The following is a 12,523-nucleotide window of genomic DNA, read 5'->3' as shown; positions in this document are numbered from 1 at the left end:
TTTTCGGTAAACGAGCGAAGAAATTGTCGTTTTGGTTGCGCAGCAAAGTGCGTTTTACTGACAGCATCAACCCTCTGCTGGAGTACGTGCTGATGAAACAACGGCTGCAACAATGGCTTTCACGCCTCACCCCACCGCTGAGTGTGCCGGTAGAGGAGGGGGAGTTTGATTCCGGGCGCCATGTCGCGCTGCTTATCCCTTTTGGCCTGCTCTACGGTCTCGACTACCACCCCTCAATGTGGATTTACGATGAAAAGTGAGCGCTTCCACCTCGTCATGCGCTACAGCTACTGGAATGAACTGTGCGCGCTAACGCACGGCCCGTCAGCGGCGGGCTCTCTTCTCTTATTCATTGATGAACAGGTAAACCCCTCTTTTTCCGCACCGCTTGAGGTCATCAGTGCTGATGCACGTCAGGCGCAATAAACTCAGCGCTGCCTCGCATTTTTTGACTTTTTCATCCCCTCTACGCGTTATTTTTCCCGGCTTATAACGAAGCTCACAATTTCATCACTTCATCTTGTATGGTAGTAGACTTGAAATCATCAGCAGAGATAACGTGGGGGCCGTGAAGCATGCGTCCTCAATCTGGCTGCGTAAAACAGCGGCCAGCGGTTAACGCGATAATCCTTAGATGGGGTTTTTATGTCTCTGATAACTAAAATGATTAATCAAAATGCGGGAGGGGATGATGAGTCGTAAACAGCGTAAAGTCACCATCCCTGTCAGCATTGGCTACGGCATGACGGATATTATGGGCGGCGGCGCCTTTACGGTCATTGGCGCCTGGCTGCTCTTCTACTACACCACCTTTGTTGGCCTGTCACCGCTGGAAGCCGCCTCTATTGTGGCCATTGCCCGCATCGTTGACGCCATTGTCAGCCTGTTTATGGGCAGCTTTACCGACCACTTCTATAAAAATGCCTTAGGCAAAAAGTTTGGCCGCCGCCGCTTCTTTCTGTTGATTGGCGCGCCGCTGATGCTGGTCTATATCCTGCTCTGGCTCAACGGCATGAACTTCTGGTTCTATCTCGCCGTCTATCTCGCTTTTGAGATCATCGCCGCGATGGTGCTGATCCCCTGGGAGACGCTGCCATCAGAGATGACGAAAGATTTTAACGATCGCACCAAGCTCTCAACCTGCCGCATGTTTCTTTCCGCGTCCGGCACCTTTCTCGCCACCTTTATTCCGGGCTTGCTGATTGGCTGGCTGGGCGAGAAGAATGCTGATGCGTATCTCATCAACGGCATTGTCTTCGCGGTGCTCTTTATGCTCTGCGTCTTTATCTCCTGGCGCGTCACCTGGGAGCGCGAGTTAACGCCGGAGATGCTGGCCGAGATGGAGAAAGCGGCGCAGAAGCGCAGCATGGCGCAGACGCTCTCCGGCATTGGCGCGCTGTTTAAAGATTATGCCTCTACGCTTAAAATCCGTGCCTTTCGTAAACATCTGGCGATCTACCTCTTCTCCTTTACCGCAAAAGATGTCTACAACACGGTGTTCGTTTTCTTCTGCGTCTACTGCCTGAATGTCTCGTCATCACTGGCGGGCACGCTGCTGTCGATGAGCATTGTCGGCCTGCCGGTGACGCTGGCGGCAGGGGTGGCGATCATCAAATTTGGCCCTTCGCGCCTCTATGTGTTCGCCTATAGCCTGATGATGATCTGCCTGGCGGGCTTCTTCCTGGTCTATCAATTCCCGACTGAGCACAAAGTGCTGATGCTGGTGATCCTCGCCGGGGTCTATCAGGTGGGGCGCTGCGTGCTGGAGTTCACACCGTGGAACGTCTTCCCGTTTATTCCCGATATTGACGAAATGGTGACGCGCCAGCGCCGCGAAGGGCTGTTCGCCGCGGTGATGACCTTCTCACGCAAAACCACGGTGGCCATCGCAACCTTTGCGGTGGGGCTGCTGCTGCAAAGCGGTGGTTTCGTAAAAGGCAGCCAGGTGCAGCCGCAGGAAGCGATCAACACCATTGTGATGCTGCTGTTTGTCGGCACCGTTGGCCTGCTGCTGGTGGCGCTATGGCAGGCACTGACCTTCCATCTCAATAAACGCACGCACCGCATCTTTGTCGAAGAGCTCGACCGCCTGAAGGCGGGCGGCCTGAAGCAGAACGTGACGCCACAAGCGCGCCATATTGTTGAGGATCTCACCGGCCACGCTTACGACACCCTGTGGAGCGACGTACCGCAACCCGCATTAAAATCAGCCACACCCACCTCCTCGCTGAGCTAACGTTACCGCTCATCAAGGCCATGCTTATCAGCGTGGCCTTTTTTATTTCATGCACCCAACGCAATCAAATAATTTAATCCTAAAAGCACTAAGGGAAGAATATTATTGTTTCGTCTTTTATAACGAATAAGTAATAACTTCTTAATATTATTAGAGAGCGATCACATCAGTCGATTTTTTTAAATGAAACTGCAGTGGTGGAGAATTATATTGGCTCTGCACACACTGCTATTTTATTTATTTGCAGAGTTTTCTCGTTATTAATGTAATTAACGGTGTCGATCTTTCTGTTTTCGGATAATTATTTACAGGGAGTTGCTATGACCACTATAGAAAATAGATCGCTGTTTTCACGAATGATGTTATGGGTAAATGAACGTTTTCCATTAACCAATACCCCGCTCTTTTTTATTCTCTGGTTTTTATCTTTTTCAGTCGCAATACCCACACAAGAGAGTATTAGCCCGGTAAAAATTGCTCTCGGTTGCCTGCTGTCACTCTCCTTTTTTCTGCTGCTCCGCGTGCTGGATGAACATAAAGATTATACGGATGACTGCCTTCACCACCCGCAGAGAGTATTGCAGCAGGGCATCATCAGCCTCACTCACCTGAAGTGCCTCGGCGCGCTCTGCGTGCTGATCCAGCTGGGCGGCATCGCGCTGCTCAGCGAGGGTGAGCCGCAGATATGGCTAAGTTGGGGGCTGCTGCTCTGCTGGACCCTCCTGATGACAAAAGAGTTTTTCGTCGCCGAGTGGCTTAAACAGCACTTCTCCCTCTATGCGCTCTCCCACACGCTGGTGATGCCGTTTGTTATCGGCTGGCTGGCAACCCTCGCCTCGCCTGCGGCAACGCTTAATCTGCCGCTTATTTTGCTGATGCTGCTCGCCTTCTTATGCGGTTTAAGTTTTGAAATTACCCGGAAATGTAAAGGGCCGGACGAGGATCGCGCAGAGGTCACCAGCTGGTCGCAATTATATGGTCGCCCCCTGTCGGTAGTGATGATTATCGGCCTGCTGATATTGATGGTCATCGTGCAGTATTTTCTTATTTTGTGCAAAACCGGCGCGGTATCAATCTGGTTTTATGCGGTAAGTGCTTTTATTAATTTCTTCACCATAAGTCAGTTGCTGATTTTTCTGATTAATGCCAATCAACAGAACAGAAAAAGAAATGAAACGATGGTCGGTATGGCAATGCTGACAGGATATTTGCTGTGTATCGTTGAAATATATTTGTAGCGCAAGGGAAGGGGATAATGATGATGGAATCGTTAATTACGGCGACAATTGTCGATATACGCCCGGCTGAGTTTACACTCTTATTTGAAAGCGAAGAGCGCTGTAATGCCTTTATCACGGACCCGCAGCGCGCGTTATCTCTCTACGATCGGGCGGTGCAGCTCCCGGCGCTAAAAATCCTGCATAAAGAGCGCCAGCAGAGCGGGCAGTGGCTGGCGACATTTACCTGCCGCTCGCCGCAGGAGAATAAACAGTGCTACTGGCAGCTAAAGCTGTGCCGCCCGCGCGATGACATCCCTGAACGTGCCGCCACCTTACCCCGCCGCCATCTCTACGACTGGAGCGAGAAGGCGCGGCAAACGAGGCTGGCCTGGCTGCGTCAGCACACCGGCCACGCTTTAAACCAGATCGCTACCACCCGCCTGCAGGCGGAAAAGCTGCAAAGTCATCTTGAGGGGTTTATCGGCTCGGTTGAAGTTCCCGTCGGCATTGCCGGTCCGCTGCTGATCAACGGCTGGCGCGCGAAGGGGATCTTTTACGCGCCGCTGGCCACCAGCGAAGGGGCGCTTGTCGCCTCCGTTTCGCGCGGTGCCAGCGCCATCACCCACAGCGGCGGGGCGACAGCGCGCGTCATCGGCCAGCGGATGATGCGCTCGCCGCGCTTCGAATTTCCCTCAGTGCGCGACGCGCTCGCGTTTTGCGCCTGGGCCGAGGACTATTTCACCGACATCAGCGACATTGTGCGCCAGCACTCGCGTTTTGCGCGCCTCACCAGCCTGACGCCGCGCATCATCGGCAATGCCGTGCATTTGACCTTTACCTATCACACTGCCGATGCCGCCGGGCAAAATATGACCACCACCTGCACCTGGCAGGCGTGCCGCTGGATCCTCGCGCATCTTCCGCTGGCGTTAACCCCCCAGCGCTACATTCTGGAAAGCAACCTCTCCAGCGATAAGAAAAGCTCGTGGAGCAGCTTTGCGCAGGGCAGGGGAACCCAGGTTATCGCCGAGGCGACGCTCACCGCTGCCGCCTGCCGCCGCCGTCTGCGCATTGAGCCAGCGCAACTGGTCGGGGCGTTTCACGGCTTTTGTGAAGGCTCCGTCGCTGCGGGCATGACCGGGGTGAATATCAATACCGCCAACGTCATCGCGGCGATGTTTACCGCGCTCGGCCAGGATATCGCCTGTAGCCATGAATCCTCCCTCTCGCAACTGCAAATGCGCCTCACGCCAGAGGGCAACGTCTATTGCAGCATGACGCTTCCGGCGCTGGTGATTGGCACCGTCGGCGGCGGGACCGCGCTTCCCGATCAGGCTGAGTGCCTGCAAATGCTGGGCTGCCAGGGGGCCAACGGCAGCGAAAGGCTGGCGGAAATCATCGCCTCATTTTGCCTGGCGCTCGATATCTCAACCCTCAGCGCGCTGGCGAGCGACGAATTTGCCAAATCCCATGAGCGGCTTGGTCGAACGCGGCGTAACGCCCCGCCGGGCAGGAGGGGAGGCGATCCGCTACACCGCTGCTTTCAGCACGCCCGCTATACCGCCGCGTGGGGCGAGCAACCACCTATAAGCATCACTCCGGTGCGCTGGCAGGGAAACCAGGACAGTATTTTGACGGCGTTCAGTTCGCATAGTGCGACGCTGCCCGTCGGCCTGTTTGCCTATCGGCTGCAGCGTGAAGATGGCACGCAGGTGGCGGCGCTACTGAAGCATAAGCCGCCAACCGATGCGATAACCCAACTGCTGCACTCACTGGCGGCAGGCTGCACGCCCGAGCTTGCCGAACTGCTTGCACGCCTGCTGCCTGCCAGCGAGTTCAGCCATGCGCGGGAAAGGGAGATGGAGCTTATCACGCAAAGCGATCCCGCCTTTACCCGCCATGTGCCGACGCTCTACGGCACCTACGAAGATGGCAAGCAGAGCGTCATCATTGAGGAGCTGCTCGGGGAAGAAGTGCTGCTTAACAGTCTCTCCAGCGGCGTGCGCTGGCAGCAGCCGCAGATCGATGCCGCGCTGCGGGGCATTGCCGATATCCATGCGCTCTGGTATCGCCGCCATGATGACCTGCAAACCACCTTTCGCCATATCAACTCTCCCTCTGCCGACACAATTAGCAGCATGGTGCCGCTGTGGCAGGCCATCGCCGCCTTCAGCCATCGCACCGCGCCACAGCTTTTCACCACATCGCTGCTGCACCACTGGCTGGACTGCGCCGAAAACAGCGCGGCGCAGTGGCACGAACTGGCGACGCTGCCGAGAACGCTGGTGCATAACGACTTCAGCCCGCGCAACATCGCGCTGCGCCGGGAGGATTCGCGGCTGTGCTGCTGGGACTGGGAGCTGGCGACGCTGCATGTTCCGCAGCGCGATCTGGCTGAGCTATTAACGTGGACGCTCGATGAGCGCGCCACGCTGCCAACGCTGTTACATCACGTGGAGTTTCACCGCAGCCAGCTGGCGACGCGGCTGGGCACCGCTATTGATACCGGGGAGTGGTATCGCGGTTTCTGCCTCGCCCTGCGCGACTTCGGCCTGCGCCGACTGTCGTTTTACCTGATGCTTCATCACGTTAAGCCACGGCCCTGGTTCCCCGCCCTTTTGCGCACCTGGGGGCATCTGGTGGGGCTGAGCCAACAACGGATCTAAAAGGAGTTACCGTGAACTATCTCTACTCTGCCGCAGAGGCGGCTACCCTCAATGAGCAGCAACTGGGCGGCAAGGCAGCCAACCTGTTGTGGCTCACTGCCCACGGCTATCCGGTACCGAACTGGTGGGTGATCCCCGCCAGTGCGATGGATGAGATGCTGCGTTGTGATGCAAAAGCCGCGCAGTTGATGGCGCAACTCTCACCACTGATGCCCGCCGATCAGGTTGAAACCCTTGCCGGGAAAATCAGCGCGCGCCTCGCCCGCCTTACGCTGCCGGAACCGCTGATGCAGGCGCTCGACGCCCTTGATGGTGAGATGCTGTGGGCGGTGCGATCTTCTTGCAGCGACGAGGATGCCCGCCAGGCCTCGTTCGCCGGGCAGATGGACAGCTTTCTGTTTCAGCGCGGCAAGCAGCAGCTGGTCGATGCGGTAAAAGGGGTGATGATGTCGACATGGAGCGCGCGCGCCATGGCCTACCGCCTGCGCAAAGGGCTGGCGCTAAGCGCGATCCACTGTTCGGTCATTATTCAGGAGATGGTCGAAGGCGAGGTGTCAGGCGTGCTGTTTACCGCGCACCCGGTCAGCGGCTCGCGCCGGACGATGCTCATCTCCGCCGCCTGGGGCAGTGGGGAGGGGATCGTCTCCGGGCAGTGCAGCACCGACGAATTTAGCGTGCCGCTGGAGGGCAATAGCTTCACGCAATCCCTCAGCGAGAAGACCACCGCGGTGGTCTTTGACCGCAAGCGCGGCAGCGGCACCCGCGAGGTGGAGCTTGCTGCCGACCAGGCGGCGGCATCCTCGCTGACGGCAGCGCAGATCCTCGCCCTGCGCGATATGGGCGCCGCCATCGCCCGGGCGCTGCGCGCGCCGCAGGACATTGAGTGGACGCTCAAAGATAACCATCTCTACCTGTTGCAAACCCGCCCCATCACCCATCTGCCGAAAGATAGCGGCTGCGCGAGCGAGACGCTGATCTGTGACAACGCCAATATTCAGGAGTCTTACTGCGGGGTGACGACGCCGCTCACCTTCTCCTTTGCCCGCGCCGCTTACGCCACCGTATATGAGCAGACCCTGCAACTGGTGGGCTGCTCTGCCAGGGAGCGCGACCAGCGCCGGGCCATCACCGACAATATGCTCAGCCTGGTGCGCGGACGGGTCTACTACAACATCCAGAACTGGTATCGCGCCCTGCTGCTGCTGCCGTCGTTCAGGATGAATAAGCGTGATATGGAAGCGATGATGGGGCTGGAGGAGCCGGTCGACACCATCAGGGATAAGCAGCTCTCCACCTGTGAAAAGCTCGCCGCGCTGCCAGCGATGCTAAAGATGGGCGCGCGGGTTGGCTGGGCGCTCTTCACCCTTGAACCGCGCATCCGGGACTTTTTGCATAACTACACTCTTGCGCAGAGTTATATCGATCGCGACGCTCTCCACACCCTCTCTCCGGCGGAGCTTATCGCCCGGCTTAAATACCTTGATCAACACCTGCTGGCGCGCTGGACCGCGCCAATTGTGAATGACTTTTACGTGGCCCGTTACAACGGCAACGTGCAGGCGGTGCTGCGCGAACTCTGGCCCGATGAGCATCAGCAAATGAGCGGCGATCTGCTGGCGGACGAGGGGCAGCTTGTCAGCACGGAGCCGACCCGACATCTGCTGGCGCTGAGCCAGTATGCCCGCCAACGCCCGCAGCTGGCGGCGCTGATTCAAAGCGATGCCAGCGCTCATCTGCTTATTCGCCTGAAAGCGCTGGACGAGCACTTCTACCAGCAGTGTCTCGACTACATCGAGCGCTACGGCGATCGCACTATTGGCGAACTCAAGCTGGAAACTATCACGCTACGCCAGGATCCCCGTTTTCTCTTTAACGTGCTGCGTAACTACCTGAACAGCGAAACCGTGCACGAAAAGCCGACGGGCACGCTGCGGGCCGCAGCGGAAGAGAGAGTCTTCTGCCGTTTACAGCAGACGCGGGGCAAACGCGCGCTGGCGCGCTTCAAGCGCGATCTCAGCAGGCTGAGGCGTGCGATCCACCACCGCGAAACGATGCGCTTCACCCGCACAAAAATGTTCGCCCTCTACCGCGATATCTATCTCCAGCTGGGGCACCAGCTGGCACTGGAAGGTGTGCTGGAGAGCGACCGGGATATCTTCTGGCTGACACGGGAGGAGATCTACCAGGGGCTTGAGGGAACGGCGGTGCAAACGGGCTTAACCACACTTATCGCCCAGCGCCGCGCCGAATATGCGGGTTATCAGCAGGAGGAGGAGCCAGCTAACCGTCTCTCTCTTACCCAGACGCTATTCCAGCAGCAAACCTTACACGCCGCGCCGCAGCCGATGGCAGAGGTTACGCAACTGCAAGGCACCGGCTGCTACCCCGGCACGGTAGAAGCGCCGGTCAGCCTGGTGCTCTCGCCGGAGAAGGCGAGCAATCTGGACGGCACCATCCTCTGCACTCTGCGCACCGATCCGGGCTGGGCACCGCTCTTTCCGGGCCTTAGCGGATTGATTGTCGAGCGCGGATCGACGCTATCGCACTCCGCCATCGTCGCCCGCGAGATGGGCATTCCGGCGATTGTTGGCGTACCCGGCGTGACCCGCCAGCTTCAGCAGGGCGAGGTGATCCGCATGGATGGCGCGAAGGGGCAGATTACGCGCGGCACAGAGAGAGGGAGAGGGGAAAATGAACCGACCGTTGATTGAACAGGAGTGGCAGGCAGGCGATACGCTGGATAAGGACTTTCTGGCGATTGCACCCCACATCTATGCCCATGACCCTTTCTGGCCGGGCGAAGATGAGGCTGAGATGGCGCGTCAGTTCAGCGCCGCCAACCCCTTTATGCAGCAGGGCCGTGTCTGGACCGGCTACATTCGCGACTGCGCGCGCTTAGCGGGCTTCGCCACCCTCAACGCCGCCGGGGAAACGGTGGTCAACTTTGGTTTCTGGGAGACCATCAATAACCGCATTCCCAACCATCGCCTGTTTCGCGCCCTGATGCGCTGGGCAAAAGCGCAGGGGGCCTCACGGCTTATCGGCCCGATTAATTTCTGCACCTTAGGTAAATTTCGCCTGCGGCTGGATACGCCGACCTGCGCGCCGTTTGCCGGTGAGCCCTATAACCCACCCTGGTATCAACACCTGCTGGGGCAGATGGGTTTCCAGCCGCTGGCGCGCTACTTCTCGCTGTTTGAAGATGCGGACGTGGTGCGCCAGCTCTCACTCCCGGGAGAGGATATCGGGCGCTGGCGCACCGCTGACTTTTCCCTCCAGCCGCTGACGCCCGCGCTGTGGCAGGCGCACCGGCAAGCGCTGTATGCGCTCATCACCCGGCACTTTGCTAACAATATCGGCTGGAGCATCAGCAGCGAGGCGCTCTTCGACTGGCACTTTAACGCCGATACGCTGCAACCCTATTGCCAGGCACCCGGCTCCTGTCTCGCCTTCGGCCCGCAGGGCGATGTCGCCGGGCTGCTGTTTACGCTGGCGGATAAGCGCCAGCGGGCGGGGATCTTCAAAACCATCATGATTGTGCCGCGCTACCGCCGCTCTCTGCTCTACGCCACGCTGGTGCGCCGCTTTCTCTTCAGCTTCGATGCCCAGTGGCCGCGCCTCGGTGCGGCGCTGCTTAACTGGAAAGGGCCGACGACCGCCACCGCGCTGCGCGCCTGTTGCAGCCCGAACAAGGTTTTTCACCACTATGGACTCTACTACAGGGATGTGCGCCATGAACTTCTGTGACTTTTTGCTGCAACAGCCCCCTTCGCTGCCCGCGCTCTGTGCCGGGCTTGAAACAGTCACCTATGCCCAGCTTCTCTCCCGTGCGGCGGTGTATCAACGCAGGCTGGAGCGCAGCGGGCTGCATGCGGGCCAGCGTGTGCTGCTGCTGATGCACCCGGGTATCGAGTTTTACCTGCTGCTCTACGCGATGCTGGGAGCCGGGCTGATTCCGGTACTGGTGCAAAAAGAGATGGCGCGCCAACAGCTACGCAACTGCCTGAAGCAGGCGCGTCTGAGCGCCATGATCGTGGCGCAGAACGCCGCAAAAGGGTGGTGTCTGCTGCCGGAGTTGTGGATGATTCGCCGCTTTACGATCGATACGCCGCGGATCTTTACCGCCCCTTTAGCGCAGGCAGAGCCGGAGGGCGTTAACACCGCTTTTCGCATGGAAAATCTTGATGACGAGGCGACCGCGCTGCTGACCTTTACCAGCGGATCGACGGGCATGCCAAAAGGCGTGGTGCGCTCCCACCACTCGCTGCGGGCGCAGTGTCAGGCGATGAGCCACTTCTTTCCACACCGCCAGCAGCGGGATGTGACCTCTTTTCCGATCCTGACGCTGTTCAGCCATTTTCACGCGGGCTGCTGCTTCCTGCTGCCCGGTTTTGATGAGCAAGGGCGCCTGCCAGTGCAGATGATTGCCGGGGCGATTAATGCCCAACAGATCATGCGCCTGAGCGTCTCGCCCGCCTGGCTAAGAGAGCTTGTCGCCTATGCCGAAGTTCAGCCGTGTACCTTTGCGTCGGTGAGAGAGGTGATTATTGGCGGCGCGCCGGTAACGCGGGCGCTGTTACTGGCTGCCCGCAGCTATTTCCCTAAGGCCGCCTGCGCGGTTAACTATGGCGCGTCGGAAGCCGATCCCATCAGCAATGTTAGCGTCGACGAGCTTCTTGACGCCTGGGATCGGCAGCCTGGCTACCTTGTCGGGCGACCGGGGCCGCAAACCGCGATCCTGATTGCCCGCGAGCGGGTTCCTCAGCCCGTGGGGGAGGAGGGGGAGATCCTGGTCTGCGGGCCGCAGGTGCTGACCCGCTATCTCGATAACCCGCAGGCGGAGCAGCGCACGAAAATCCGCGATACTGAGGGGCGCATCTGGCACCGCACCGGAGACAGCGGCTTTCTCGACGCGCAGCAGCGCCTCTGGTTGACGGGCAGGATCGCCGACCAACTGCGCACGCCGTCGGGCTTAACGCTCTCGCCCTATCCGGTGGAAAAGCAGCTTAATGGGCTGCCGGGGATCGCCGCCAGCGCGGTGGTGCAGGGGCCGCAGGGGGAGATTGGCGTGGTGCTGCAACAGGCGGCGCAGTGCCGCACCGCCGCGCCGTTGCTGGCAACCCTCTTTCCCGACGAGACGGTCCGCTTCTGGCTCTGCGCGAAGCTGCCCGTCGATGCGCGCCATCACAGCCGTATCGATCGCGCGCGGCTGCGTTGCCTGATAGCACGGCGAAAACTGAAAGCGTTTTTTCCGGAGGTGCAAGGATGAACTATCCCTTTATCTGCCGTCTGTCGCTGCCGGATTGCCTGACGCTGACGGGCATGGTTATCGCCCTTGGCGGGATCGGTGCCGCCTTGTCCGGCGCTCTATGGCTCAGTATCAGCCTGCTTTACCTCGCGATGCTGGCCGATGCGCTGGATGGCAAACTGGCGCGCTGGCTCGGCTGTGAGCGCTCCTTTGGCCGCTACCTTGACGGCTTTTGCGATCTGCTGCTCTACCTGGTGGCACCCGCGCTGATTTTTTACCTCAGCGGCTATCGCGGCGGTAACGCCTTTTTTCTCGCCCTGATGGTGGTGTGCGGCGCGCTTCGCCTCTCCCGGTTCAATGAAAGCGGCAATATCACCCACCATGCCGCACTGGCGTATCTGGGCATGCCGGTCTTCTGGAGCCTCTTTATCCTCAGCGGCTGGGCGCTGCTGGCCCTCGTTTTACCGCCGCTGATCTGCGCCCGGCTGCTGAGCGTGGCATTGACGTTATTCAGCCTGGCGATGCTTCTCAACCGCCCCTTCCCGAAGTTCTCCTCGCTGATGACGCTGGTTATGATCTGCCTGAGCGGCGCGGCACTGTTCGGCTTGCTGCATCTCGGAGGCGTGCATGGATAACCCCTCCCTGTGGGCGCTCTGGCAACTGCTGCTGCCGGTGTTTATTGCCGGTTGCGTGCATATGGCGGTGGTAACCTGCAACGTGCTGCCCAGGCTTGCGGTGCCGCTCAATGTGCGTCTGTTTGGCGGCAACAAAACCTGGCGAGGGGTGGTGATTGTGCCGCTTATCAGCATGCTGTTGGCACCCCTCTGCCTGGCAAATGAGATGGAAAACCCGTGGCTGCTGGGCGCGGCGACGGGGCTGGGGTATATGCTGGGCGAGCTGCCGAACTCGGCGCTGAAACGGGCGCTGGGGATTACGCCGGGCACGCTGCCTGCGCGCGGTAGGTGGCTGTTTCTCTTTCTCGATCAGGCGGACTCCGGCCTCGGTGTAGCGCTGTCCTGCGGCTGGCTGCTGGCGCTGGATATGCGCCAGGTTCTGCTTCTGCTGGCGCTCTTTATCCTCAGCGTGCCGGCCATCAAGTTAACGCTCTTTTCGCTCGGGCTTAAAAAGAGCCGCTTCTGATGCAGAGATAAAA

At 59.2% G+C, this 12,523-nt stretch carries 10 protein-coding genes; all 10 read left to right on the top strand.

Annotated features, from left to right (window positions below; translation table 11 throughout):
- Nucleotides 1-23 precede the first annotated feature (23 nt).
- Nucleotides 24-260 carry a hypothetical protein gene (locus ABIC80_RS14205; RefSeq protein ID WP_139569024.1) on the top strand — a complete coding sequence of 79 codons (237 nt, stop codon included), beginning with the start codon at nt 24-26 and terminating at the stop codon, nt 258-260.
- Nucleotides 250-426, top strand: a complete 177-nt coding sequence (locus ABIC80_RS14200) for a hypothetical protein (RefSeq protein WP_429177576.1) — start codon at nt 250-252, stop codon at nt 424-426. Before ABIC80_RS14205 ends, ABIC80_RS14200 begins: the two co-directional genes overlap by 11 nt.
- Nucleotides 427-691: 265 nt before the next feature.
- Nucleotides 692-2,236 (top strand): MFS transporter, encoded by a 1,545-nt coding sequence (locus ABIC80_RS14195; RefSeq protein ID WP_429177645.1) that lies wholly within the window; start codon nt 692-694, stop codon nt 2,234-2,236.
- A gap of 320 nt (nt 2,237-2,556) precedes the next feature.
- The gene (locus ABIC80_RS14190) at nt 2,557-3,474 is read left to right on the top strand and encodes a prenyltransferase (protein WP_429177574.1); all 918 of its coding nucleotides are present in this window, start codon (nt 2,557-2,559) and stop codon (nt 3,472-3,474) included.
- 17 nt (nt 3,475-3,491) lie between these two features.
- Nucleotides 3,492-6,122, top strand: a complete 2,631-nt coding sequence (locus ABIC80_RS14185; RefSeq protein WP_429177572.1) for a phosphotransferase — start codon at nt 3,492-3,494, stop codon at nt 6,120-6,122.
- Nucleotides 6,123-6,133: 11 nt separating this feature from the next.
- Complete coding sequence (locus ABIC80_RS14180) at nt 6,134-8,833, top strand: phosphoenolpyruvate synthase (protein WP_429177570.1); 2,700 nt, start codon at nt 6,134-6,136, stop codon at nt 8,831-8,833.
- Complete coding sequence (locus tag ABIC80_RS14175; protein WP_429177568.1) at nt 8,814-9,869, top strand: hypothetical protein; 1,056 nt, start codon at nt 8,814-8,816, stop codon at nt 9,867-9,869. Before ABIC80_RS14180 ends, ABIC80_RS14175 begins: the two co-directional genes overlap by 20 nt.
- The gene (locus ABIC80_RS14170) at nt 9,856-11,391 is read left to right on the top strand and encodes an AMP-binding protein (RefSeq protein ID WP_429177566.1); all 1,536 of its coding nucleotides are present in this window, start codon (nt 9,856-9,858) and stop codon (nt 11,389-11,391) included. The genes ABIC80_RS14175 and ABIC80_RS14170 overlap by 14 nt, the downstream gene beginning before the upstream one ends.
- A complete protein-coding gene (locus tag ABIC80_RS14165; RefSeq protein ID WP_429177564.1) occupies nt 11,388-12,005 on the top strand; it encodes a CDP-alcohol phosphatidyltransferase family protein in 618 nt (205 codons plus the stop codon). The genes ABIC80_RS14170 and ABIC80_RS14165 overlap by 4 nt, the downstream gene beginning before the upstream one ends.
- Nucleotides 11,998-12,510, top strand: coding sequence for a hypothetical protein (locus ABIC80_RS14160; RefSeq protein ID WP_429177563.1), 513 nt, complete (start codon nt 11,998-12,000; stop codon nt 12,508-12,510). The genes ABIC80_RS14165 and ABIC80_RS14160 overlap by 8 nt, the downstream gene beginning before the upstream one ends.
- Nucleotides 12,511-12,523 lie beyond the last annotated feature (13 nt).

It is taken from the genome of Kosakonia sp. 1610 (genome assembly GCF_050435845.1).
Classification (GTDB): Bacteria; Pseudomonadota; Gammaproteobacteria; order Enterobacterales; family Enterobacteriaceae; genus Kosakonia; species Kosakonia cowanii.
Note: the sequence above shows the minus strand (reverse complement) of the source record. Positions and strands in the feature narration are given on the sequence as shown.